Annotated in this window: 22 protein-coding genes and 1 pseudogene; 19 read left to right on the top strand and 4 right to left on the bottom strand. The window is 74.0% G+C overall.

What is annotated here, in order from left to right:
• Positions 1-27 precede the first annotated feature (27 nt).
• The gene (locus AC07B0_RS03195; RefSeq protein ID WP_478896708.1) at positions 28-2,001 is read left to right on the top strand and encodes an ATP-binding protein; all 1,974 of its coding nucleotides are present in this window, start codon (positions 28-30) and stop codon (positions 1,999-2,001) included.
• Positions 2,002-2,058: 57 nt separating this feature from the next.
• Here AC07B0_RS03195 and AC07B0_RS03190 read toward each other — a convergent pair whose 3' ends face one another.
• Entirely contained in the window at positions 2,059-3,465 is a 1,407-nt protein-coding gene (locus AC07B0_RS03190; RefSeq protein WP_478896435.1) for an RICIN domain-containing protein, read from the bottom strand.
• A 222-nt stretch (positions 3,466-3,687) separates the two neighbouring features.
• Here AC07B0_RS03190 and AC07B0_RS03185 point away from each other — a divergent pair, with 222 nt between their 5' ends.
• From AC07B0_RS03185 to AC07B0_RS03130, 12 genes are all read left to right on the top strand, one after another.
• Entirely contained in the window at positions 3,688-5,292 is a 1,605-nt protein-coding gene (locus tag AC07B0_RS03185; RefSeq protein WP_478896433.1) for a phage tail sheath family protein, read from the top strand.
• A gap of 72 nt (positions 5,293-5,364) precedes the next feature.
• Entirely contained in the window at positions 5,365-5,808 is a 444-nt protein-coding gene (locus AC07B0_RS03180; RefSeq protein WP_053688317.1) for a phage tail protein, read from the top strand.
• On the top strand, positions 5,808-6,308 hold the full coding sequence (locus AC07B0_RS03175) for a hypothetical protein (RefSeq protein WP_478896431.1): 501 nt from the start codon (positions 5,808-5,810) through the stop codon (positions 6,306-6,308). The genes AC07B0_RS03180 and AC07B0_RS03175 overlap by 1 nt, the downstream gene beginning before the upstream one ends.
• Positions 6,305-6,463: a DUF6760 family protein gene (locus AC07B0_RS03170; RefSeq protein ID WP_469382049.1), complete on the top strand. Its 159-nt coding sequence runs from the start codon at positions 6,305-6,307 to the stop codon at positions 6,461-6,463. Before AC07B0_RS03175 ends, AC07B0_RS03170 begins: the two co-directional genes overlap by 4 nt.
• A gap of 2,835 nt (positions 6,464-9,298) precedes the next feature.
• A complete protein-coding gene (locus tag AC07B0_RS03165) occupies positions 9,299-9,847 on the top strand; it encodes a hypothetical protein (RefSeq protein WP_478896429.1) in 549 nt (182 codons plus the stop codon).
• An 85-nt stretch (positions 9,848-9,932) separates the two neighbouring features.
• The gene (locus tag AC07B0_RS03160; protein ID WP_356871557.1) at positions 9,933-10,355 is read left to right on the top strand and encodes a phage tail protein; all 423 of its coding nucleotides are present in this window, start codon (positions 9,933-9,935) and stop codon (positions 10,353-10,355) included.
• 33 nt (positions 10,356-10,388) lie between these two features.
• On the top strand, positions 10,389-11,111 hold the full coding sequence (locus AC07B0_RS03155) for a CIS tube protein (protein ID WP_478896427.1): 723 nt from the start codon (positions 10,389-10,391) through the stop codon (positions 11,109-11,111).
• Positions 11,111-13,024, top strand: a complete 1,914-nt coding sequence (locus AC07B0_RS03150) for a VgrG-related protein (RefSeq protein WP_356871553.1) — start codon at positions 11,111-11,113, stop codon at positions 13,022-13,024. Before AC07B0_RS03155 ends, AC07B0_RS03150 begins: the two co-directional genes overlap by 1 nt.
• 61 nt (positions 13,025-13,085) lie before the next feature.
• On the top strand, positions 13,086-13,517 hold the full coding sequence (locus AC07B0_RS03145; protein WP_469382046.1) for a GPW/gp25 family protein: 432 nt from the start codon (positions 13,086-13,088) through the stop codon (positions 13,515-13,517).
• Complete coding sequence (locus AC07B0_RS03140) at positions 13,517-15,475, top strand: putative baseplate assembly protein (RefSeq protein WP_478896425.1); 1,959 nt, start codon at positions 13,517-13,519, stop codon at positions 15,473-15,475. The genes AC07B0_RS03145 and AC07B0_RS03140 overlap by 1 nt, the downstream gene beginning before the upstream one ends.
• A complete protein-coding gene (locus tag AC07B0_RS03135; RefSeq protein WP_469382044.1) occupies positions 15,472-16,044 on the top strand; it encodes a phage tail protein in 573 nt (190 codons plus the stop codon). Before AC07B0_RS03140 ends, AC07B0_RS03135 begins: the two co-directional genes overlap by 4 nt.
• Positions 16,041-17,501: an NADase-type glycan-binding domain-containing protein gene (locus AC07B0_RS03130; RefSeq protein WP_478896423.1), complete on the top strand. Its 1,461-nt coding sequence runs from the start codon at positions 16,041-16,043 to the stop codon at positions 17,499-17,501. Before AC07B0_RS03135 ends, AC07B0_RS03130 begins: the two co-directional genes overlap by 4 nt.
• A 4-nt stretch (positions 17,502-17,505) precedes the next feature.
• Here AC07B0_RS03130 and AC07B0_RS03125 read toward each other — a convergent pair whose 3' ends face one another.
• Positions 17,506-17,982 carry an AbfB domain-containing protein gene (locus AC07B0_RS03125; protein ID WP_469382042.1) on the bottom strand — a complete coding sequence of 159 codons (477 nt, stop codon included), beginning with the start codon at positions 17,980-17,982 and terminating at the stop codon, positions 17,506-17,508.
• A gap of 320 nt (positions 17,983-18,302) precedes the next feature.
• Between AC07B0_RS03125 and AC07B0_RS03120 the strand changes: the two genes are divergently transcribed.
• Positions 18,303-18,596, top strand: a complete 294-nt coding sequence (locus AC07B0_RS03120) for a hypothetical protein (RefSeq protein ID WP_469382041.1) — start codon at positions 18,303-18,305, stop codon at positions 18,594-18,596.
• A gap of 39 nt (positions 18,597-18,635) precedes the next feature.
• Positions 18,636-19,551 (top strand): annotated as a pseudogene (locus AC07B0_RS03115) (phosphotransferase).
• Positions 19,552-19,847: 296 nt separating this feature from the next.
• Here the strand turns inward: AC07B0_RS03115 and AC07B0_RS03110 are convergent.
• Positions 19,848-20,318 carry a DIP1984 family protein gene (locus AC07B0_RS03110; RefSeq protein WP_478864843.1) on the bottom strand — a complete coding sequence of 157 codons (471 nt, stop codon included), beginning with the start codon at positions 20,316-20,318 and terminating at the stop codon, positions 19,848-19,850.
• 191 nt (positions 20,319-20,509) lie between these two features.
• On the opposite strand from AC07B0_RS03110, the gene AC07B0_RS03105 reads away from it, so the two are divergent.
• Positions 20,510-20,893, top strand: a complete 384-nt coding sequence (locus AC07B0_RS03105) for a barstar family protein (RefSeq protein WP_356871535.1) — start codon at positions 20,510-20,512, stop codon at positions 20,891-20,893.
• 28 nt (positions 20,894-20,921) lie between these two features.
• Here AC07B0_RS03105 and AC07B0_RS03100 read toward each other — a convergent pair whose 3' ends face one another.
• Positions 20,922-21,641, bottom strand: a complete 720-nt coding sequence (locus AC07B0_RS03100; RefSeq protein WP_478896420.1) for a hypothetical protein — start codon at positions 21,639-21,641, stop codon at positions 20,922-20,924.
• 207 nt (positions 21,642-21,848) lie between these two features.
• Between AC07B0_RS03100 and zwf the strand changes: the two genes are divergently transcribed.
• From zwf to AC07B0_RS03085, 3 genes are all read left to right on the top strand, one after another.
• The gene (zwf, locus tag AC07B0_RS03095) at positions 21,849-23,327 is read left to right on the top strand and encodes a glucose-6-phosphate dehydrogenase (RefSeq protein WP_356871531.1); all 1,479 of its coding nucleotides are present in this window, start codon (positions 21,849-21,851) and stop codon (positions 23,325-23,327) included.
• A 24-nt stretch (positions 23,328-23,351) separates the two neighbouring features.
• Entirely contained in the window at positions 23,352-24,254 is a 903-nt protein-coding gene (locus AC07B0_RS03090) for a hypothetical protein (protein ID WP_478896419.1), read from the top strand.
• A 176-nt stretch (positions 24,255-24,430) separates the two neighbouring features.
• Positions 24,431-24,859 (top strand): hypothetical protein, encoded by a 429-nt coding sequence (locus tag AC07B0_RS03085; RefSeq protein ID WP_478896417.1) that lies wholly within the window; start codon positions 24,431-24,433, stop codon positions 24,857-24,859.
• The last annotated feature ends 61 nt before the right edge of the window (positions 24,860-24,920 follow it).

Genomic DNA, 24,920 nt, shown 5'->3' with positions numbered 1-24,920 from the left:
GACGCCGTCGGCGCCCCCGCCCGGGCGCTGCTCGCCCGTCTCGACGGGCTGCGCGGGCGGGTGTCGGCGCTCGTCGAACGGCGGACCGCCGGCGATCCCACCGCCGACGACCCCCTGCGCGGGCTCTACCTGTCCGAGGAGGCGGTGCGCCACCTCCTCGGCACCTGGCCCGCGATGACGGACGACGTGACCGGATCCGGTGCCGACGCCGGGCATCCGGTCGGTGAGGGGCACGCGGCCGGCGACCGGCTGGCCCGGCTGGCCCGGCGGGCGGGTCTGACCGCACTCGACGTCGCCGTCGTACTCGTCGCCCTCGCTCCCGACGTCGACCGGACCTTCGAACCGCTCTACGGCTATCTCAACGACGACGTGAGCAGGCGCCGGGCCACCGTCGGCCTTGCCCTCGACCTGTGCGCGGTACCCGCGCGATCCGCCGCGGCCCGGGCCCGGCTGCACGCCTCCGCGCCCCTCACGGCCCTCGGCCTGCTGGAGGTCGACGAGCCCGAACGTCCCTTCCTGACCCGTTCGCTGCGCGTGCCCGACCGCCTGACCGGGCACCTCCTCGGAGACGACACCCCGGACGCCGCGCTGCTCGGCCTGCTGCGCCCGATGCCGGAGCCGCTGCCCTGCGACACGGCCTCCGAGCGGTTCACCCACCGGCTCGCGGCCCTCCTGGAGTCCGGACCCGCCACCGTCTACCTGCGCGAACAGCGCGAGGGCGAGGGCCTGGCCGCGTACTCCGCGGCCCTGCGCGCCGCCGGCCTGGACGCGCTGTGCTGCGCCGCGCCCGGTGAACACGTCGCCGAGCTGCTGCGCGAGGCCCGCCTCAGCGGCCGGGCCGTCGTCGTGCCGTCACTGCCCGAACGGCCCGGCCCGCTGGTGCGGGCGCTGGCCGCGACACCCGACGTGACGGTGCTGCTGGCCGATGCCCGCCCCTACGACCCGCACTGGTGCCCCGAGGACCCCCTGGTCCTGGACGCGCCGGGCCGCCGGGACGGGGGAACGGCCGCCTGGCGGGACGCGCTGGGCGCGGACGCCGACGGCTTCGACCTGGCCGCGACGGTCGCCCCGTACCGGCTCGGCGGGGACCGGGTACGGCGGGGGGCGCGGGCGGCACGCGCGCTGGCCGCCTTCGACGGCGGTCCGGTCACCGCCGCCCATGTGCGGCGCGCGGCGCGCCGCCAGTCGGCCTCGGGGCTGGAGAGCCATACCCGTCGCATCCGGCCGGCCGTGGGCTGGGAGGACCTGGTCCTGCCCGAAGGGCCCCTCGGGCAGCTGCGCGAACTGGCCCTGCGGGCCCGCCACCGCGACCGTGTGCTCGGCGACTGGCGGCTCAGCGCGGGCGGCGGGCGGGGCCGGGGCGTCCTCGGCCTGTTCGCCGGGGAGTCCGGTACGGGCAAGACCCTGTCGGCGGAGGTCGTCGCGGCCGACCTGGGTCTCGATCTGTACGTGGTCCAGTTGTCGTCGGTCGTGGACAAGTACGTGGGCGAGACCGAGAAGAACCTGGAGCGGATCTTCACGGAGGCGGACCGGACCGACGCGGTGCTGCTCTTCGACGAGGCCGACGCCGTCTTCGGCAAGCGCTCCGAGGTCAAGGACGCGCACGACCGCTACGCCAACATGGAGAGCTCCTACCTGCTCCAGCGGCTGGAGTCGTTCGACGGGATCGCGCTGCTCACCACCAACCTGCGCGCGAACATGGACGCGGCGTTCACCCGGCGGCTCGACCTGGTGGTCGACTTCCCCTTCCCGGACGCCGGGCAGCGCCTCGCGCTGTGGCGGCACGGGCTGGCGCACGTACCGTCCGCCGAGGGCATCGACGCGGCCCCGCTGGCCCGGGACTTCGAGCTGGCCGGCGGTTCCATCCGCTGCGCGGTGGTCACCGCCGCCTACCTCGCCGCCGGGCGCGGCGGCGAGGTGACGGCGGAGGACCTCCTGGAGGGCGCCCGCCGGGAGTACCGCAAGGCGGGGCGGCTGGTGCCGGGCGAGGGCTGCTGGTGATCCGGCGGCCGGGCCCGGTGACCGGACCGGCCGCCGCGGGACCGGCCGCCGCGGGCCTCAGTCGGCCTTGGGGCGGATGACCTTCCACTCCTGGTTGCCGGTGTTGGTGCAGTCGGCGATGTTCAGCCGGTCCGCGGCGGCGGCCCCGCCGTTCACGTTCAGGCACTTGTTGTTGCTGGCGTAGTTGCGGATCCAGTAGTCGCCGCTCTCCTGCTGCTCGATCCACCACAGCTGGTTGTCGGCGGTGGTGCCGTCGCAGTGGAACTCGCCGATGCCGGTGCCCACGGGCCGGCCGCCGTACTCGCCGAGGTCCATGCAGAACTGGTCCTTGACGTTGCGGATCTGGAAGAGCGGACTGCCGCCGGGCCCGAGCTTCGGGTACTTCACCTCAAGGTTCCAGAGCTGGTTGTCCCCGGCGGTTTCGACGCAGTCGCCCTGCTGGACGACCGTGTTGACCGCGCCCTTGTCGCGGCCCGGCAGATCGGCGCACCTGCGGGTCGCGGCGTTGCGCAGCAGGACGTTCTCGGCGGGCACCACGGGCGGCGGTTCCGAGGGCTCCGGCGGCTGCCCGCCGCCGTCGGCGCTGTCGTCGGCGTCGTCGTCCTTGGGCTCCTCCGTCTTCGGCGGTTGCGGTGCGGCGCTGGGCGAGGGCGGCGGGGGCGGCGGTGGGGAGAGGGGCAGGGCGGTGGGCAGGGCGGAGCCCGCCTGCTCGGTGGCCTCGGTGCGGACCTGCGGCTGGTAGGCGATCCAGATCATCACGAAGGTGACGCCCAGGGCCAGCAGCAGCCCGAAGGACGTGGCCAGCCAGCGCGGGAGGAAGCCGCGCTGGACGTAGGTCCCCTCGATCTCCAGCGGCTCGGCTCCGGAGCGGCGCACCGCCAGGGTGTAGGGCCGCTCCTCCTTGGAGCCGAACCAGATGATCTGCCGGGGCCGCAGGGTCGTGTCGACGAACGCGGCCCGGCCGGGCTCGATCTGGAGGTTGCCGGGGCGGATCTCGTACGCGAGGTGGTCCCCGGTGTCGCTGCCCGCGACCGACGCCGTCACCTTGGTGTTGCCGAGGTTGTCGACCGCCAGTCTGGGGCGTCCGCGGAAGCGGCCCTTGACGGTCGGCGGCACGAGTTCCGCGCGCACCTCGGCGAACGGCGTGATCGTCAGGTTCCCCTCCGGAACCGTCACGGCCTCGGGGTGCTCGGCCGGCGTGATCCGCACGGCGTACGGGTTGGGCCCGGCCGTGGCGTCGGGGGTCCGGGGCGGCGCGAACGTCAGCTCCACCGTCCCGGTGGTGCCCGGGTACAGCCGCAGGGTCGCGGGCTCCGCGGTCGTCCAGGGCGCCACGTCGCCGACGGGCTCGAAACGGTACTCGTCCACCACGTCACCGGTGTTGCGCACGCGCAGACGCACGCGCGTACTGCTGCCGGGGTCGACGGTGACGGAGGCGGGTTCCAGGGAAGTCCATAGGCTCACCCCCGGCACGCTAACGGCGCGCCCGCCGCCGGTCAGGAGTCACGGGGGCAGACCTCGGGGCAGCCGGGGCGGTCCCCGCCGCCGCGTGTCCCGGCGCTGCCCCTCCAGGCACCGGCGGGGGCAACGACGGTGCCCCCGCCCGGGTACCGGGGGACGTTTCGACGGGCGCGACGCGCGCGTCAAGGTGGGGGTGTCCTGTCTCGTACCCGAGGAGAGCAGAGCATGCCGTCCTATCTGTCGCCCGGCGTCTACGTCGAGGAGGTGGCGAGCGGTTCGCGCCCGATCGAGGGAGTCGGCACGTCGGTGGCCGCGTTCGTGGGTCTGGCGCCGACCGGCCCGCTGAACGAGCCCACTCTGGTGACCAACTGGACCCAGTACGTCGCGGCGTTCGGCGACTTCACCGACGGCTACTACCTCGCCCACTCCCTCTACGGGTTCTTCAACAACGGCGGTTCGGCGGCGTACGTCGTGCGCGTCGGCGGCTCCGCCGAGGACTCCGCGGGCCGGGGGCAGGAGTCCGCGCCCGCCGCGGTCGCCGGTGCGACGCCCCCGGCCGCGCTGCCCGCCGCCGAGTCCCGGCCGCTCGGTACCTTCGCCGTGGCCGCCCTCGCGGAGGGCCGCGGCGGGCCGCTGTCCGTCGAGGTCGCCGACGCCGAGGGCGAGGGGCCCGCCGAGCGTTTCAAGCTGATCGTCAAGGACGGCGACAAGCCGGTGGAAACCTTCGACGTGACCGCGAAGAAGGGCAGCCGCGCGTACGTCGTCACCCACGTCAAGGAACGTTCCAAGCTCATCGCCGTGACCGAGGCGGCCCCGTCCGCGCCGCCGGCCCGTCCCGAGAACCAGACCGTGGCGCTGCCGGCGCCGCCGCCCGCGCCCGACGGGCCGACCGCACCGGCCGGCCGCGCCGAGGGCTCCCACCCCGGCCCGGCCCAGTACCTCGGCGACTCGGCGGACCGCACGGGCTTCGGCGGCCTGGAGGCCGTGGACGAGATCTCCATGGTCGCCGTGCCCGACCTGATGGCCGCCTACCAGCGCGGGGCGATCGACCTGGAGGCCCTCAAGGCGGTCCAGCTCGGTCTGATCGCGCACTGCGAGCTGATGGGCGACCGGGTCGCGATCATCGATCCGCCACCCGGCCTGAACGCCCGTGACATCCGGGTCTGGCGCCAGGAGACGGCCAACTACGACTCCAAGTACGCGGCCCTGTACTACCCCTGGATCAAGTCCTTCGACCCGGCGACCGGGCAGTCCCGTCTGGTGCCGCCGAGCGGACACGTCGCCGGCATCTGGGCGCGCAACGACAGCGAGCGCGGTGTCCACAAGGCCCCTGCCAACGAGGTCGTCCGCGGCGCGGTCGACCTCGAACTCCAGATCACCCGGGGCGAGCAGGACCTCCTCAACCCGATCGGCGTGAACTGCATCCGGGCCTTCCCCGGCCGCGGCATCCGCGTCTGGGGCGCCCGTACCCTCTCCTCCGACCCGGCCTGGCGCTACCTGAACATCCGCCGGTACTTCAACTACCTGGAGGAGTCGATCCTGATCGGCACCCAGTGGGTGGTGTTCGAGCCGAACGACCACAACCTCTGGGCCCGCATCCGCCGCAACGTCTCCGCGTTCCTGGTCAACGAGTGGCGCAGCGGCGCCCTGTTCGGGCAGAGCCCCGAGCAGGCGTACTACGTCAAGTGCGACGAGGAGACGAACCCGCCGGAGTCGGTCGACCTCGGCCGGGTCATCTGCGAGATCGGCATCGCGCCGGTCAAACCCGCCGAGTTCGTGATCTTCCGGCTGGCTCAGTTCTCCAGCGGCAACGGGGAGCTGGAGGAGTGACCGGGGACGGAACCCGCGTCCGTCCCCGTCGCCTCCTCGTGCCCCTCCCCTCTTCAGAAGGACAGCGAACACATGAGTCTCCAGCCGGGTGACGCCCTCACGTCACACAACTTCGGCCTCCAGATCGACGGGGTGATGGTCGAGTACCTCGCCGAGGTCAGCGGTCTCACCCTCGAACAGGACGTCATCACCTTCCAGCAGAACAGCGCGCAGGGCCGGCCCGAGGTGTCGCTGATGCCGGGCGTGCAGAAGAACGGCCAGTGCACGGTCGTGCGGGGCATGACCCAGTCGGGGTCGTTCACGCAATGGATCAACGACTCGATCCGCGGCCAGATGAGCACGGCCCGCAAGAACGCCTCCATCATCATGATGGACTACCAGGACAACCCGGTGAAGCGCTACAACCTGCGCAACGCCTGGTGCAGCAAGATCGAGACCAGCACGGTGAAGGCCGGCGAGGCGGCGGCGCTGACCGAGTCCGTCACCATCGTGTTCGAAGAACTGGTCATCGAATAATGCGGCGTTCGGCTGCCAAGGCTCCGGCCTGCACGGCGCCCCAGACCGCGGCGGCGGGGGCGGAGTTCCCCCGCTCGGCTCCCGCCGCCGCACCCGCGGTCCCGCCGGCCGATCCGGCACCGCGGCAGTCGCTGCGCACCGAGTTCCCCTTCGAGCTGCCGCGCGGGTACGTCGACGACGCGGGCACCGTGCACCGAGCCGGTGTCATGCGGCTGTCCACGGCGCGCGACGAGCTGGTCCCGCTGCGGGACGTGCGCGTGCAGGAGAACCCGGCGTACCTCTCGGTGGTGCTGCTCGGCCGGGTCATCACCCGGCTGGGCGAGCTGCCGATGGTGCACGACGGGATCGTGGAGAACATGTTCGCGTCCGACCTGGCGTTCCTCCAGGACTTCTACCGCCAGATCAACGCGGAGGGCCACACCCGTGCGGCCGTGCGGTGCCCGCACTGCGCGGAGCCCTTCGAGGTGGAACTCGGCGGGAGCCGCCTGGGGGAATCGTGACGTACGCGACCGACCGGCTGCACGAGGAAATCGCGTACGTCGCCTTCCACTTCCACTGGGGCCCGGACGCGATCCTGGACCTGGAACACCAGGACCGGCGCCGGTACACCGAGCAGATCGCGTCCCTCGTGACGCGCGCCGCGCCGGAGGGCTGAGCAGTGGCATTCCTGGACCGGCTGCGGGGGCGACGGAACGACGACGTCCCGGCGGCGCCCGGCAGCGCCCCGACGCCGGGCAGCGGACCCGCGGGCACGGGGGCGGCCGCCGGGGGCACGGCTCCCGCGCCCTCCGCCCCGGCCCCGGCCTCCGCGCCGGCCCCGGCTCCGGTGGCCGTCGCCGCCTGGGCCGGGCTGCCGCCGCTGCGGCGGACCACGGACGCCGGGCCGACGGGCGTCGCGGAGGCCGGTTTCGGCGGGCGGCTGCCGACCTGGCAGAACCCGTCGTTCACCGGGGCGCCCTCCCCCGCGGTCCTGGACCCCGCGGCGGGCGGCAGTCTGCTCTCCGGCGCGCTGACCGGGGCCGCCGGGCCGGTCGTGGGACTCGGCCGGCCCGCCCCGGACCTGCCGTCGGGCCGGCCGGCCGACGCACCCGCCGTGCGGCGCCTGCCCGTGGCGCCGCTCCGGGCGATCCCGACGGAGACGTGGTCCGCAGCGCAATCGCGGTCCCCCGAGGCGACCGGGGCCCCTTCGGCACGCGAGGGGGCCCGGGCCGCCGGGTCCGTGCCGACGGTGGGCGTAGCCCCGGCACCCCTGGCACCGCGCTCGCCCGTCGGCGGACCGGCCCCGTCGCGGACGCGGACTCAGGCGACGAGCCGGACGCCGGCGCGGGAGGCGAACCGTGGCGTCCAGGTGACGCCCCTGCGGCCGGCTCCGCCCCGGACGCGGCAGCTCCTGTCCAAGGCGCCTCCCGCGGCCCCGGCCGTCCAACGCACCCTCGCCGCTACGCGCCGGACCGCCCTTCCGGTACCGGCGGCGCCCCCGTCGGCCGATGCCGACCGGGGCGGCCCCGGCGCGGCCGCCTCCGCCCCGAGCCCCGTGGCCCCGGCGCAGCGGGCTGCGGCCGCCCGCCCCGGGCCCACGGCAACGCCCCCGGCCCCTTCGCCCTCCCCGGGTGACTCCGTCGTTCCGGCCCCGCCCACGGGCGAGCCGCAGACCACCCGCCCCCTGCGGAACGGCTCCGTACAGGACGGTGCTCCGGTACGGGCCACCCCGCCCCGTCCCCCGGCTCCGGAACGTATGGCTCCGGGCAGTGGGCGGGCGGGACTTGGCGCGCCGGTACAGCGAAATGCGGTCCGCCGCCCCGAGGACGCCACACCGCACACGGACGTGCCGGCCGGGTCCGGCGGGCCAAGCGGCTCCGACGGGCCCCACGTGCCCAGCGGGTCCGACAGGCCCGTCCCGTCCGGCGGGTCCGACAGGGCCGACATGGCCGACATGGCCGACAGGGCCGACAGATCCGGCGTGCCCGGCGCGTACAACGTGTCCGGCGTGCCGGGCGGGTCCGTCAGGTCCAACGTGCCCAGCAGGTCCGGCGGGTCGGGCGCGTCCAGCGTGCCCAGCGGGTCCGGCAAGCCCGGCGGGTCCGGCGGGTCCGGCGGGTCCGGCGTGCCGGGCGGGTCCGACAGGTCCAACGTGCCCAGCAGGTCCGGCGGGACCGACAGGTCCAACGTGCCCAGCAGGTCCGGCGGGACCGACAGGTCCAACGTGCCCAGCAGGTCCGGCGCGTCCGGCGGGAACAACGTGTCCGGCGTACAGGGCGGGACCGACAGGTCCGACGTGCCCAGCACGTCCGACGTGCCCAGCGGGTCCGACAGGTCCAGCCGATCCGACAAGTCCGGCGGGTCCGGGCTTCCGGCCAGGGGAGGGCCTTCGGCTTCCGAGGTGGCGTCCGTCGCGCGGCGTGCGGTGTCCCGGCCGGGTACGCCGTCCACCGGGGCGGCGCCGCGTGCGGACGCGTCCGGCGTCGCGCCGACGCGGGCGCCCCTGGCCGGGCCCGCCGGAGCGGCCGGCTCCCGGGAGACGGGCGCGAACCCGTCCGGCGCGGGCGAGAGGTCGCCCGCGACCGGTACCTCCGGCCCCGCACCCGCCTCCCCGGCACCGGTGCCCGGGGCCGGTTCGCCCGGTCGGCGCCCGGCGCCCGCACCCGGAGCGGCGCCGCCCGCCCCGACTGCCGACCGCCGCCCCTCTGCCGTGTCCGGCGGCACGGCCGCCAGGCCCGCCGCCCAGCGGGACGTCCGACCCCACACGCCCACGCCCACGCCGTCGCCGACCGAGAGCAGTGTCCCGGCGGCCGGTACCGGCGTGCCCGCGGCGCACGCCGCTCCCCCGCAAGCGCACCCCACCGTCCGCGCCGAGCGCTCGACGCCCGCGCCGGGCGAGGCGCCGCGGACCGGCGGCTCGGCGTCGCCCCGGCCGACTCCGCACACCACCCCCCGCTACGCCGCTCCCGGGCCGACCCGCCTTCCCCGCACTCAGCCCGTCCAGCGCACCGCGGCCTCCGCGTCCCCGCACGACGGCCGGCCCACCAGCTCCCCCGCCCCGGCGCCCGACGGCGGTCCCCCGGCCGCCCGTCCCGGCACGGCGACGCCCCCGGTGCGACGCTCCGCGGCCGTACCCCCGTCGGCCCCCGGCCGTACGGGGTCTCAGCACGGGCCCGTTGCCCCGGGCTCCGGACCGGAGCACCGGGCCCCGGCCACGGTGCAGCGCAGTGCGGTGCCTCCCCGCGCGGGGCTCGGTGCGCCGCTTCCGTCCCCGGCGCGCTCCGCTCCCACTCCCGCGTCACCCACGGCCCTCGCCCGCGTCCCGGCAACCGTCCGCACGCCCCCGCGGCGACGCTCCCCGCTCGGCGCCCCGCTCGGGGGCGTGCCCGTCCGTACGGCGCCGGTCGTCACACCCGAGCACCGTGGTCCCCGCTCCGGTGATTCCGCCGCCCCTCCGGTCCAGCGGCCCTCGGCACCGACCGCACCGACCGCGCCGTTCACGCCGGACGCAGTGGCCCGGCTGCCCCGGGCCCTGCCGCCCGCGCCGGCCCCTCCCCGTACCGCCGACGCCCTGCCCGTCCAACGGGCCTTCTCCGTAAAGGGCGTTCCCCCGCGCAGGCCCGCCGCGTCCGGCGCGGACGCCACGGCGCGGGGTCCGCTCCCCGTGGTTCCGCTGGCTCCGCCGCCCGCGGCCGCGCCCCCGACGGTGCCCGCCGTCCCGGCGTCCGGGGGTTCGGCGCCGTCCGGGCCGACGGTCCAGCGGCTTCCCTCCCTCGGCTCCGACTCCGGCTCCGGCCGGTCCACCGACGCCGTAGCGGCCACCGTGGCCTCGACGCCGGGGAGCCGACCGTCGCCGCAGCCGCCGCAGCCGCCGGCACCGCCGGATCCGCCGCCCGAGTACACCGCGGTGCTCGCCGGCGCGTTCGATCCGCGCGAGCTGACCGAGTTCCAGCTGGACGAGCTGGTGCACCGGATCATCGACCGGGTCACCCGCCTCGTCCGAACCGAACTGCGCATGGACCGCGAACGGATCGGCAGGCTCCGCGATCCGCGCGCCTGACGGACGTCCCGTACCGGCCGCCCGCTGCCGGTCAGTTCGGTCAGCGCGCGCCACCCCCGCAGAACGACAGAAAGGCCCATCTCGGATGCCCCGTCAGGACCCCGGGTCCACCATCTGGTTCACCCTCACCATCGACGGTGAGAGCCTCGGGTACTTCAACGGGTGCGAGGGGCTGTCGTCCCAGGTGGAGGTCGAGCACCGCCAGGAGGGCGGCAACAACGGCTTCGTGTGGCACCTGCCGACCCGGGTCACGTTCTCCACCATCCGGCTCACCCGGCCGCTCACCCCGGACACCGCGAAGGTCGCGAAGTGGATCTCGTCGGTCCAGACGGGGATCAAGCGGCCCACCGCACAGATCGCGGCGCTGCGGGCCGACGGGTCGCTGGTGGCCCGCTGGGGGCTCATCGACGTCCTGCCCGTGAGCTGGCAGGGGCCCACCCTCGACCCCGCGAGTCCGGCCGTGGCGACGGAGGTCCTGGAGATCGCGCACCACGGGTTCACGGACTGACGGCGCGACGGAGCGGAAAGGAGTCACACACCCATGGCCACGAGCAGCAGGGGCGCCGGCAAGAGCCTGGTGCGCGCGACGCTGGCGATCCATGAGCCCCCGGTCGGAACGAGCACGACGCCCGGGACGCTGATGCGGACGTTCGGCTTCGAGTTCAATCCGGCGCAGCTGTCCCTGAGTCAGCGCGCGCAGTGGAAGGCGACGCCGACGATGGCCGTGCGCGACGGCTCCAAGCCGGAGTTCATGGGCGCCGAGCCGCGCGAGATGACCCTGGAGATCTTCCTGGACTCGTCGACCGCGCCGACCGGGAACACGGTGCTGAAGAAGGTCGAGTCGCTGCTGGGATGCTGTGAGGTGACGGCGAAGAGCATCGCCGCCGACCAGCCGTCGCCACCGTGGGTGGTGTTCGAGTGGGGGTCGTTCTCCACCGCCCGCTTCGTCGCGTACGTGAGCTCCGTCGAGGCGTCGTACAGCCTCTTCGGGACCACGGGCATACCCATTCGTGCCACCTGTCAGGTGCACCTGGTGGAGATCCCGGGGAAGACCAAGGGCCAGAACCCGACGTCCGGGGCGCTCACCGCCCAGCGCGTGCACCGGGTCGTGGCGGGCGACTCGCTGCAGTCGCTGGCGTGGCGGGAGTACGGCACGGCCACCGTGTGGCGGGCGATCGCCGAGATCAACGGGATCGACGACCCGTCCCGGCTGCCGACGGGCACCGAACTGGTGCTTCCCGCGCCCGAGGAGGTGTCGCGCTGATGGTGCAGCCCGCGTTCTCCAGCATCATGCAGGTGCGGATCGGTTCCGCGAAGCTCCCCGACGACATCGCCCCGCTGCTCGTCGAGGGCTGGGTCGACCAGGGCGTCGGCGTGCCCGCCGCGTTCCGGCTGACCTTCCGCGACCCGTACCGTCTGGTCCTCGGCAAGCTCGGCGTCACGTTCGGCACGCGGGTGGTCCTCACGCCGGTCTCCGACGGCCAGGGGGGCGGCAAGCCACTGCTGACCGGCGAGGTCACCGCGCTGGAGGCCGACTACGACGGCACCGGAAGCTTCACCGTGATCCGCGGCTACGACCTCGGGCACCGGATGGTGCGCCGGCGCCGTGTCGTCGCCTACCGCAACCAGAAGGCCTCCGACATCGCCCGCAAGCTCGCCGCGCTGGACGGCGTACCGATCGGCCGGATCCAGCCGACGAAGGGCACGTACGGCTTCATCAGCCAGTCCAACGTCAGCGACTGGGAGTTCCTCTCCCGGCTCGCCGACGAGAACAACATGGTGATGTCCCTGGACTCCAGGGGGAAGTTCCGGTTCGTCACGCCGACCCCGTCCGCCGGCGGGCCGTCCCCGCAGACGGACGGTGACAAGAGCCCGTTCGTGCTCCAGGCCGGCCACGACATCCTGCGGCTGCGGGCGGCGGTCACCGCCGCCGACCAGGTCGGCACGGTCGAGTCGCGCGGCTGGAACGTCACCACCAAGAAGAAGATCGTCGAGACGGCGCCGGTCACCACCGATCCGGGCATCTCCATCGGGCTCACGCCGGGCCAGGCGGCCGGGAAGTTCGCGTCGGCGCAGCTCGTCGAGACCGCCACGCCGTACGACCGGCAGGACGAGGTCCAGAACGCCGCCAAGGCCCTCGCCGCGGACGTCACCTCGTCGTTCGCGGAGCTGGAGGTGGCGGTGTACGGCAGTCCCGAGCTGCGGCCGGGCGTGCCCGTGGCCCTCGGCGACGTGGGCAAGCCGTTCGAGGGCAAGTACACCGTCACCTCGGTGCGGCACGTCTTCGGCGACGGCAGGCACTACGAGTCCTGGATCACGGTGAGCGGACGCCAGTGGCGTTCCCTCTACGGGCTGGCGTCGGGTGGGGGCGGCGCGGACACGACGAGCGCGGCCCGGCTGCCCGGTGTGGCGAACGCCGTCGTCACCGACGTGCAGGACCCGCTGAAGCAGGGCCGGGTCAAACTCCAGTTCCCCTGGCTGGACGACACGTACGTGAGCGACTGGGCCCGCAGCGTGCAGTCCGGAGGCGTGGGCGGCGGCGGCGTGTTCCCCATGGACGTCGGCGACGAGGTGCTGGTCGCCTTCGACCGGGGCGCGCTGGACCACCCGTTCGTGATCGGCGGTCTCTACAACGGCCGGGACCTGCCGACCCGGGTCGACGACGTGCCGCTGCACGACGGGCTGAAGAGGAAGGCCGCCCGGCACACCCTGTCCGACCGGCAGGCCAACCGCGTCGACCTGCTCAGCCAGCGGACGGGCGGGCGCAGGCAAGGCGTCCGCATCGCCAGCGGTGACGACCGGCTGACCATCAACCTCGACCGCACCAAGACGGAGATCACCGTCGACAGCGAGGGGTCGGTGACCATCAAGGGCGGCCGCTCGGTGTCCGTCGAGGCCGGAACCGACCTGACGCTCAGCGCCCGGCGCCGCCTCACCATCAAGAGCGGCGGCATCCTCGACATCCAGGGCCGCGGCCTCGTCAACCTCCGCTCGCTCGGGGGCGCCGTCACCGTCGACGCGCTGGGCGCGCTCAACCTGAAGGCCCTGGGCGCCGCCATGATCTCCGCCGGCGGGGCGGTCCAGGTCAACTCCATCGCCAACGTCGGCATCCGCGCCGTACGGGTCGACCTCCAGGGTCTGCTCTTCGTCAACACCGTGAAGTACCCCCTCGGATGACCGGACGACCGCACCGGCGCGCCCGTGCCGTCGGCAGCAGGAAGAGGCAGGTGGCCCCCTGATGGCCGAACAGTTCGTCGGCTCGGGCTGGGCGTTCCCGATGCGCATCGGACCCACCGGGGGCATCGCGCTGGTCAGTGGCGAGCGCGAGGTCGAGGAGGCCATCCGGCTCGTCCTGGCCACCGCCCCGGGCGAACGGCCGATGCGCCCGGAGTTCGGCTGCGCCATCCACGACCTGGTCTTCGCACCGGTCAACGAGCAGACCGCGGGACGCATCCAGCACGAGGTGTACGTGAGCCTGGACCGCTGGGAACCCAGGATCGAGGTCCACGACGTGGAGGTCTCCACCGGCTCCGACCAGGGCGTCCTGTTCATCGACGTCCGGTACTCCATCCGCGGGACCAACAACCCGCGCAGCCTCGTCTTCCCCTTCTACGTCATCCCCTCCCACGACGAGCCGGGCGCGCCGGGCTCCTCGGAAAGCGACCGCTGATGTCCCTGCCCTCCCCCAACCTCGACGACCGGCGCTTCCAGCAGTTCGTCGACGACGCCAAGCGCTACATCCAGCAGCGCGCCCCGGAGTGGACCGACCACAACGTCTCCGACCCCGGCGTCACGCTCGTCGAGACGGTCGCGCACATGGCGGACCAGATCGTCTACCGGCTCAACCGCGTCCCGGAGAAGAACCACCTCGCCTTCCTCGACCTGGTGGGCATCACCCTCTTCCCGCCCTCCGCGGCGCGCACGGACGTCACCTTCTGGCTGTCCGCACCGCAGGAGGACGTGATCCTGGTCCCGGCCGGTGCCGAGGTCGCCACGCTGCGCACCGAGCGGGAGGAGGCCGTCGTCTTCGCGACCGAGCGCGACCTGGCCGTCGTCCCGTGCGCGCTGTCCCACGTGGTGGTGCAGCACCACGGGCAGCCCGTCGTGGACCGTACGACGGACCTCGTCGAGGGCAAGGACGTCCTGTGCTTCGCCGAGGCTCCGGGCCCCGGTGACTGCATGCTCCTCGGTCTGACCGCGGCCGCTCCGCACTGCGCGCTCGCGCTGGAGCTCGACAGCCGCGTCGACGGCGTGGGTGTCGATCCCCGCCAGCCGCCGCTGGTGTGGGAGGCGTGGACCGAGGACGGCTGGCAGCCCTGCGAGGTGGACCGGGACGGCACCGGCGGTCTCAACCGGCCCGGCGACGTCGTCCTGCACCTGCCCGGCGGTCACGTGCTCTCGCGGGCCGGCGGGCACGAGGCCGGCTGGGTCCGCTGCCGCGTCACCCGTCCGGTGCCGGGCCAGCCCTTCTACACCAGCTCGCCGAGCATCCGCTCCGTCGAGGCCTACACCGTCGGCGGCACCACCCGCGCCGTGCACGCCGAGACCGTCCACGACGAGGCCCTCGGCGAGGCCACCGGGCTGCCCGGCCAGCGGCTGCGGCTCACCCACGCCCCGGTCGTCGCCGACGACCCGCCGCTGCTCCTGCAGACCGCCGACGACGTCGGCTGGCGGGACTGGCAGGTGGTCCCGCACTTCGCCGCGTCCCGGCCGGGCGACCGCCACGTCACCCTGGACGCCGCCACCGGCGAGATCGCCTTCGGCCCGGCCGTCCGCGAAGCGGACGGGACCCTGCGCCAGTACGGGGCCGTCGCCCCCAAGGGCGCCGTCGTCCGCGCCCACCGTTACCGCACCGGCGGCGGACGCGGCGGCAACGTGGCGCGCGGCGCCGTCCAGGTGCTGCGCACTTCCGTGCCGTACGTCGCCGAGGTCGTCAACCGGGAGGCGGCGCGCGGCGGCGTCGACGGCGAGACGGTCGAGGAGGCCAAGCTGCGGGCGCCGATCACGCTCCGCGCCCAGGACCGCGCCGTCACCCTGCGCGACTACGAGGAGCTCGCCCGCCGTGCCGCGCCCGAAACCGCGCGCATCACCTGCCTGGAGGGCGAGGAAGGTGAGCACGGCGCCTACGCGGTCCGCGTCCTCGTCGTCCCCCAGGCCGTTCCCGACCCGGGCGGGCGGCTGCGGTTCGAGCAGCTGGTGCCCGGCGACGCCCTGCTGGGCCGGATCACGCGCCACCTCGACGAACGCCGTCTCATCGGCACCCGGCTGGCCGTCGGCCCGCCGTACTACCAGGGCGTCACCGTCGTCGCCACGGTGCACGCCTTCCGTGGAGTCGACACCGACCGGGTGCGCCGCCAGGCGCACGACGCTCTCTACCGCCACCTCGATCCGCTGACCGGCGGCGCGGACGGTCAGGGCTGGCCCTTCGGCCGACCGGTCCAGACCGGCGAGGTGTTCGCCGTCCTGCAGCGGGTCCCCGGAGTGGAGCTCGTCGACGAGGTCGTCCTGCACCCCGCTGATCCCCTCACCGGCAAGCGCGGCAGCCCGACCGACCGCATCGACCTGGAGCGGCCCTCGCTGGTCTTCTCCTTCGACCACCGCGTCCGGGTGATCGGGGACGGCGGATGACGGCCGCTCCTCACCGGGGCTCCGTGGACGGCCTCGGCTCCTCCCTCCCGCTGGGCCCGATGCTCCCCGCCGTCTTCGCCGACGACGACCTGGCCCAGCGGTTCGTCGGTGGGCTCGACGACGTCCTCGCGCCCATCCTGAACGTCCTGGACTGCCTGGACACCTATTTCGACCCGGCGCTGGCCCCGGCCGACTTCACCCGCTGGCTCGGCACCTGGGTGGGTGCCGAGACCGACGGCGGCGAACCCGAGCCCCGGCTGCGGGCCGCCGTCGCGGCGGCCGTCGCGCTCCACCGGATCCGCGGCACCCGCCGCGGCCTCGCGGAGGCGGTACGACTGGCGTTCGGCGTGGCACCAGAGATCACCGAGAGCGGCGGCGCCGACTGGAACGCCCGCCCGCTCGGCCCGTTCCCCGGCGCCCCCCGCCCCCGTCTGCGCGTCACCCTCCGGCTGCCCGACCCGACTCCGGCCGACGTCCACCGCCTGGACTCCCTCGTCGCCGCCGCCCGCCCCGCCCACATGCCCTACTCGGTCAAGGTGACCGCCGCCGAAAGGACCCCGGAGACATGACCACGCAGAACTGTGCCGAGTGCGGAACGCGCGCAGAGCCGGGCCAGTCCTTCTGCGACGCGTGCGGCGCCGTGCTCGGCTGGGACCGGGCGGCCCGCACCGCACGGCCCGCAGGCCCTTCACACCAGCGCGGACCCGCCGCGGCGTCCGCCCCGGAGGGTTCGGGGGGACCGTCGGCGCGGCCGGTGGACGGGCCGGAAGGGCCGGGGACCGCGAGGCGTTCGACCGTCACGGAACCGCCGGAATCCGTCGGCGGTACGGGACCTTCCGCTGCCGCGGGAGCGCCCGGCGCGCCTGGACGCCCCGGGTCGGACCGGGGCGCCGGGGAGCCGGATCGGCCCTGCCCGTCGGCGCGGCCAGGCGGGCCGGGCCGCGCGGCGCCGGCCGGTCCGGCCCGGGCCTCCGACGGCGGTCGGTCCGCCGGACCCGCTCCGTCGCGCCCGGGTCCCCCGTCGCCGGAGGACCCCGCGCCGCCGGGCGACGTACCGCCGCCGGACGGGACCGCGCCCGCCGCATCCGGGCCCGCCGCCCCGGCCCCGCACGCGCTGAGCGACACCGTGTCCGACCGGGCGCGCTCCCTCCTGGTGCCGGTGACCGAACCGGAGGCACCGCACCCCGGTCCGGCTGCCGCCGTGCCCGTCCTGCCCGGCCGGCCGGACGCCGACCGGCCTGCCGTGCGCGCCCCCGGCCCGCAGCCCGGCACCGCGGGCGGCCCGCCGTGCCGTTGGTGCTCGACTCCCAACGGTCCCGACCGTCACTACTGCGTGCGCTGCGCGATGCCGCTGGCCGGGACTGACGGGGCCGCCGCACCACGGCGGGCTCCCTGGTGGCGCCGGCTCTTCGGCGGGCGGCACCACGAGACGCCCTGGGCGGGCGAGCGGCCCCGGCTGCGCCGCGTCTTCGACCGCATCGGCACGTGGATCACCCTGGCCGTCGTCGTCACGCTGGCGATCCTCGGCTTCGTGTACCTGCCCGACGGCGTCCACGCCACCCTGGACCACTTCGCCAAACGCGCCCCGGTCGCACCGGACCGGATCGCTGCCTCCCGCTCGTATCCGGACCACGCGCCGGAACTGGCCTTCGACAAGCGCAGCAACACCTGGTGGGGTCCCGGCGTCTCGCAGTCCGGCCAGGGCGAGTGGATCGAGGCCACCTTCAACGAGCCGACCCGGCTGCTGGACCTGATCATCACCCCGGGCGTCTCCGCGCGGGCCGACAAGATCGGCGAGTCCGCCCTGCCGCACCGTGTCACGGCGACGATCACCGGGAAGGACGGCAAGGTCACCACGCGCCGGCTGACCCTGGATCAGGGGGCGGGCGGTCAGCGGCGTCCGTTCCGCGTCGGCGAGGTCACGAAGGTCCGTTTCACCGTCGAGTCGTCGCACGCGGTCTCCGCCGACAAACAGGTCGCCATCACGGAGATCGAGTTCTTCGGCCCGTCGAACGCCAACCGCTGACCCGTCAGAAATCGTCCGGGTGGAGCGGCTGGGTGATCCTGAAGCAGGCGGACTGAAGCTCGTCCGGGGATACCACCGGCTCGGCGAAGAGTTCGAAGTTCCGGTGCCGGATGAATCGTTCCGGGAACTTCACGGAACGGAACGAGGCCTGGTTCGGGTCGATTTCCGCCCGTTGCAGGACGAAGGTCGATTCCTGGATGACCTCGGCCTTCACCTGGGGGTCGATGATCCCGGTGAAGAACTTGCTGTGCATGCGGAAGTCGTCGAACGTCGCGATGCGCAGGCAGAACCCCAGCGGAGCGACCGCGCGCACCAGCATTCCCGTTTCATCGAAGTCGATGCTGGGGCCGGTCCACTGGAACGTGGCGTTACGACGGTCTTCTTCGGTCTCGATCTTCGCGATGTCGATGACACCGCTGCGGTCGATGATGAAGAAGTCAGGGAAGTTGTTCGAAAACAGTGAGAGCTTGGAAGCGGCCACGGTGTCCTCGTTCCATGATGCGTCCACGCGAGTGTGTGCGTGTGTGAGTGTTCCGAACACTCGGATCGGCATCGACCACGCCGGCTGTACGGGACGGGCGTGAGAGCCGAGAAGGGCTGTCACTCTCCTCCGTCCATGCGGGTGAGAGCGCTGTCTCCATCATGCGCCGCCCGGGGCACGAGCGCCAACCCTTCACAACCGGTTACCAGTTCAACCACCCGACTGCGTCGGAGCCTTGCCGTGACGTGCCCGCGGCAGTGCTGCCGAGCTCGTGAAAATCTCGGATGCCCGGCCGGCCGTACAGCCGGAATACTCCCGGCATGGACGTTTGGGAGGGCACAGCGGTGCTCGAATGGTGGGCCAACCAGTCAACCTGCCTGGGCGCGTTCGGCCTGCGGATCAGAGTCAGTGCCAGTGACGCCCTCTGGGCGTGTGACGCGGTACTCGACCCTCCCCTGTCCGAGGACGACCAGGAGGTATTCGACTTCCTCATGGACCTCGACCCGGTCTTCACCCTGCGCTTCGACGAAGCGAGCAGCTTGACCGTCCACGTCGTCGCCGGGGAGGACGCGGCCCTGGCCCTCACCGCCTACGAGCCGGAAGCCCGACCGTGAGAGTCGGGGCGGGCCGTCGTCCGGCTACCGTTGCCGCACATGACGACCACCGAGAGGGACATCACCGGGGACGTGGTCCGGGATCTGCTGCGCGAGCAGCACCCCGACCTGGCGGACCGCCCGTTGCAGCTCGCAGCGCTCGGCTGGGACAACCAACTGTGGCGCCTCGGCGACGACTTGGCCGTCCGGTTGCCCTGGGCGACGCGGTCCTCGGACGCGCTGCTGTGCAAGGAACACGCCTGGGTTCCCCTCCTCGCCCCGCACCTGCCCCTCCCGGTCCCCGTCCCGCAGCGCCTCGGGGAGCCCTCCGAGCGGTTCCCGCGGCCCTGGCTCGTCACCACCTGGGTCCCGGGCGAGCCCGCCGACCGTGCCCCCCGCGACGCGGCCCGCGGAGGCCGCCGTCACCCTGGCCGGCTTCCTGACCGCCCTCCACCGCCCCGCCCCCGAGGGGGCCCCGACGGGCCGGGACCGCGGTGGCCCGCTGGCCGCCACCGCCGAACGCTTCACCCAAGGGCTCGTCTCGGCGACCTAACTGGGGCTGATCCGCGACCCCGACGCCGTCCGCGCGGTCTGGGAAGACGCCGCCGCCGCGCCCGGGGCGGGCCCGAGGCTCTGGCTGCACGGCGACCTGCATCCGGCCAACATCCTGACCACGCACGGCACCTTCTCCGGCGTGATCGACTTCGGCGACCTCTTCGCCGGCGACCCGGCCTGCGACCTCGCCGCCGCCTGGATCCTGCTGCCGGACGGCGCCGGCGTCCGCTTCCACGAGACCTACCGCCCGGCCGCGGACGCGGCGACCCTGCGTCGCGCCCGCGGCTGGGCGGTACTGCGCGCCCTCTCCGGCATCCACATCGGACACGCCGGCGTCCTGGGCCGTCCCGGAGGCAAGCCCACCTGGGGCCCGCCCGCCCACGCCGCGCTGCACCGCCTCACCACCACGCCCCACCCGTGATCAGGCATCCCGGTGGAAGGCCGGTCACACGACGCGGCGCCCGGTCCGGGAGCGTGAACTCCCGGACCGGGCGCCGTCCTGCGATGCGGATGCCCCGAGCCCGCCCTCGTCACGACCGGATCTGCACATGGTGATAACGGTGCGCGATGCACTGTGACTCGTCACGTTGCTGAGCGGCACTGTCGTCTCGGGAGTCGAACCCGATGCGCTGCTCTCCACGCGCCAGCCGGGCCGGTAACCGCCGGCCCTCGGTCGTGCACGCCTCCGGAGCGACTACCTGCTCCACATCGCGGGTCTCAGTCCAGGAGGTCGGACTCCCAGTTGGTGCGCTGGATGCGTACGTCGATCTCGCGGATCTCCCGGGCGGCGTCGTCGGCGCGGGTGCGCAGCTCGGCGACCGGCAGCGCGGGGAGCACCATCAGCTCGGAGCGCAGTTGGCGGCCGTGGCCGCGCTCCCCGCTGCCGGCGGCGGCGTCGGCGGCCGAGGTGAGTACGGAGTGGCGCAGGCGCAGGGTGTCGCGGCGGGCGAGGGCGTCGGTGAGGGTGCCGTCGGCGCCCATGTCGACGGCGGCGTTGGTCCGGTTGATGCGCCGGATCAGGGACTCCAGGGCGTCGAGGGTCTCGGTCACCTCGGCGAGCAGCCCGGCCGGGTCCTCGGCGGGGGTCTCGCCCTCCTGGTGGCGGGCGTTGGCCACGATGCGGGCCCGCAGCTGTTCGACGCGGCGTGCCGCCTCCGCGCGCTCCGCCAGCGCTTCGCCGAGCTTCATCGTGGTGGGTCCCCTCCCCTGGTGTTGTTCGCCGTGCGGTACTGCGGTACCGCTGCGCGGATCACCCTACGCCTTGGCCGAGACCGCACCCGACGGGCGGGCGGCTACGGGCGGGGGTGCGGGTGGTCAGAGGTCCGCGAGGGCGAAAAAAGCAGTGGGCGGGCCGCCCGGCCGGACGTAGTCTGCGGGCTGTGACGGTGACGTACGTGCTGGACGGGAGCCGGGTCGGGACGCTGGAAGACTTCTGGCGGGTCGCCGGCGAGAGCATCGGCTGCGGTGGCTACTTCGGCCGGAACCTCGACGCCTTCGCCGACTGCCTCCGCGGTGGCTTCGGAACGCCGGACGACGGCGACTTCGCGATCGAATGGCGTGATCACGAGAGGTCCCGGCGGAACCTCGGCCACGCCGAGACGGCCCGCCAGCTCGAACTGGTGCTCGCGCGGTGCCATCCGACGAACAGGGCCGGTGTGGGTGTCAGGCTCGCGGAGGCGCGTGCCGGACGCGGCCCCACCGCCTTCGACTGGCTGGTCGAGATCATCGAGGAGGAGCTGCCGGGCGGGCTTCGCCTGCGCTGACCCGGTCACGCGTCCACGAAGCCGCCGGTCACCCCTCGCCGATGTGATCCGCGGGGGCTGCGGACGCGGCCCGCCACGATGCGGGTCCGGACGCCGCAACGCGGGCGGCCGGTACGGATCCCGGCGCGGCCCCCGCCGCACGCCGCGGATCGGCGGACCGCACCCGCGCGGCGAGGGCGTCGAAGGGGACGGAGGGTCCGGCGAGCCGGCTCAGCGTGGCCAGGCCCAGGCTGGTCTGGGCCAGCGCCTCCACCCGGGGGCCGGGCAGGACGTAGAAGGACCACTGGCCCAGGTCGAGCGGATCGTAAGCGGCGTGGTCGGGGGCGGTGTGGAGGGCGAACACGTACACGTCGGCGTTGTAGGTGGGCTCCGACCCGTCGCCGCCGCGCGCGGTCCCGGTCCGCCCGCGCAGCCGGGTGAACCGGATGGCGGAGGGGCCTCGTTGATCCCAGACCTGCACGTACGCGCTGGCCTTCACCTCCACGCGCAGGCCGTCGTCGGTCAGGACGTCGAAGCTCTCCCACTCCCCGTTCCGCACCCGCGCGCCCAGCGCCCGGTGAACCAGGAACTCCGCCAGCAGGCCCCGGGTGGTGTTGGTCCGCAGGTCCGGCATCGCGTAGCGCCAGAAGTCCAGCACCGTGAACGGGTCCGTCGGACCCGACGCGCCGGTGAACGCCTCGTCACCGCGCAGCGGCTCCGGCACCGGCGCGACGCGCCGGCCGAGGACGTCGTCAGGGTCCGTCTCCATGGTGGACAGGATCGCAGCCCGGAGCGGCCGGCCGGTGCACCCCGCTCGCGGCCCGGACCGGTTCGGACGGGCCCGGGGTGCCGGATCGTCGCGGGGCGCGCAGAGTGGGGCCTGAGGACGCACGGCCGCCGCCCCGGTGGCGGAGACGGCACGGGGCCCCGCGCCGTGCCGGTGCAGCGCTCAGGCGCGGACGAGTGAGGATGCCCGATGGTCCAGCCCGCCCAGCCCCCCGAGGCCGCCGCGGCCTCCGAGCCCCCTGCCGACCATGTGATCGTCCTGTTCGGCGCGACGGGCGACCTGGCCCGGCGCAAGCTCCTGCCCGGGCTGTTCCACCTGGCCCGCGCCGGGCTGATGCCGCGGCGCTACCGCATCGTCGGTACCGCACCGGCGGCGGAGGCGCTCAGCGACCAGGAGTTCCGGGCCCACGCCCAGCAGGCCGTGGCGGAATTCGGGCGCTCGCGGCCCGAGGGCCCGGCCTGGGAGGCATTCGCGGCCGCTCTGTCCTTCGGCGCGGCCGACACGGGTGCGGCTCAACCGCTGATGACGGCGGTGCGCGAGGCCGAGTCGGCCCTCGGGGGCAAGCCGCGCCGGCTCTTCCACCTCGCCGTGCCCCCCGTCGCGTTCACCTCGATGATCGACCTGCTCGGCGCGACGGGGCTGGCCGGGGACGGCCGGGTCATCGTCGAGAAACCCTTCGGTACCGACCTCGCGTCCGCCCGGGAGCTCAACGCCGCCATCCACGCCGTCTTCGACGAGTCACGCGTGTTCCGGATCGACCACTTCCTCGGGAAGGAGGCCGTCGACAACGTCCTGGCGCTCCGCTTCGCCAACGGGCTCTTCGAGCCGCTGTGGAACCGCGAGCACATCAGCCACGTACAGATCGACGTGCCCGAGCACATCGACATCCAGGGCCGCGCCCGCTTCTTCGAGGGCACCGGAACCTTCCGCGACATGGTCGTCACCCACCTGTTCCAGCTGCTCGGGTTCGTCGCCATGGAACCGCCGGTGGCCCTGGAGGCGGGCGCGGTCCGCGACGAGCAGGTCAAGGTCTTCCACAGCATGCGCGCGCTGGACCCCGCGCACGTCGTCCGCGGCCAGTACACCGGCTACCGCGACGAGCCGGGCGTCGATCCGGCGTCGGACACGGAGACGTTCGCGGCGGTCCGGGTAGAGATCGACAACTGGCGCTGGGCGGGGGTGCCGTTCCACCTGCGCACGGGCAAGGCCCTGGCCGAGGGCCGGCACGTGGTCACGCTCGGCCTGCGCGAGCCCGTCCTGCGGATGTTTCCGCTGGACGCGCGCGCCGCCGCGGACGGCCGGGGCAACGCACTCGTCATCGACTTCGACGATCCCGGCTCCATCACCGCCCGCTTCCTGGTGAAGGAACCGGGGCCGTCGATGCGGCTGGCGGACGGCGACATGGTGTTCAACTACCGCACCTCGTTCGCCGCGGAGAACTTCCTGGAGGGGTACGAGCACCTGCTCCTGGAGGCCATGCGCGGCAACCAGTCCCTGTTCACGCGGTCCGACGGCATCGAACGGCTCTGGGAGGTGGCGGCCCCGCTGCTCGACGCCCCGCCGGCGGTGGAGCCGTACGCGCCCGGGAGCTGGGGGCCGGCCGGCATCGACGCGCTCGTCGCGCCGTACCGCTGGTACCTGCCGGACCGGCGGGCCGGATCCTCGTAGGCCGGGTCGTGTCATCCTGTGGGCATGACGTCCGAGGTCACGGCCGCGGCGTGGGCGGCGCGACAGGTCGCACCCGTCCGTGACGACCCGGCCGGGCGGATGGCCCTGATGGGGCGCTGCTACTCCGGCCCGTTCGGCAGGGCGCCGCGGCACCTGCCGTTCCGGCGGGCCGCGATGTCGTTCATGCGCTGGCAGCTTCGGCGGGGCGTGCTGCGGCCGGCGTCCGACGGCCGGCCCGGCAGTGCGTGGTGGCGTGCGGTGAACGAACGCGTTCTCCGCGACGGCTGCGAGGCGGTGGGCCTGAGCGGCGGGCTTCCCGGGCCTCCCTCCTCGCGCACGGTCGACCACTGGCTGGACTTCGTCGGCCACCCCACCGCCCGGGCCTGGTACCGGGCGCACAACGGGAGCGTGGTCGCCGCCTACCTGGAAAACCGCGGCCTCGCGGAGGCGGAGAACCAGACCGAGCGGTTCTTCATGAACGTCGTCCTCGTCCGCGTTCTGTACGCCCACGCCCTCGTCGTGGCTCCCCGGCTCTCCCTCGGCCCGCTGCGTCCGCTCGCCCCTCTCCTCGGCGATCCGAGGCTGGGCATGACCGGCATCTTCCTGCAGCTGTCGCGCGTGCTCCCCGACGAGTACCCGCTCCGCGACCCGGTGCGGACCTATCTCGACGCGGAGACCGGGTTCGGCCGCCTCCTCGATTTCGGGGTGATCGTCCCGCGACTGCAACAGCTCTACGCGTGGTCGGCTCACGAACTCGCGGCGCCGGACCTGCTCGGCTGCGTCCGCGACGGAGCCCCGGTCTATGCCTGGCCGTTCGAGGACCGCGGCGTCTGGCAGCCTCCGCGTTCGGTCGTGCTACGGACGGTGCACCGGGCGCTCCCGCCCGCACGGCCCTCCCCGCGCCGGCCGTGGTCGCAGCGTCCGTAGTCGCAGCGGCCGGGGACGCCGGTTCTGCCGGGTCGCCCGGCGTCCTGTGCGACAGGTACGCCGGACGCCTCAAAAAAGGGGACGAACCATCCCATCCACCCCCATCGGCAGCCTCGTATTACTTGTGTCAGATCAGTCGGTGCTCTCACTTCGGTGGGGGCGAGGAGGTGGGATCCATGTCCGTTCCCATCCGTGTCAGACACATGGCGGTGGCCGTCGCCTCGACCGGCATCCTCGTCGGCGGGGCGGCGCTCGGAGCCGCGGCCCCCGCGATGGCGGCCCCGGCCGCCACCCAGGTCGTTTCCACGTCCGTCACCAGCGACCACGACAAGCGGTGCGTCTGGAAGAAGGGTCACTGGGAGAAGCGGTGGGTCAAGGGCCACTGGGAGAAGCGGTGGGTCAAGAAGCACTGGGACAACCGCTGGGACAACCGCTGGGACGAGCGCGGGAACGGGAACGGCGACAGGGACCGTGACCGCAACGGCGGCCACGACGACTCCAAGCGGGGCAACCAGGGCCACTGGAAGTGGGTGTACGTTCCCGGCCAGTGGGACAAGCAGTGGGTCAAGGGCCACTGGGACTGCTCGTACAAGCACCGCTGGTAGCGGCTGTTTCCACCCGCAGGACGCACGGTAGGCGAGGGCCCGCACCGCGGGCCCTCGCCCG

Source organism: Streptomyces sp. NPDC044704, from assembly GCF_056433525.1.
This window is presented reverse-complemented; position numbering and strand designations above follow the sequence as displayed.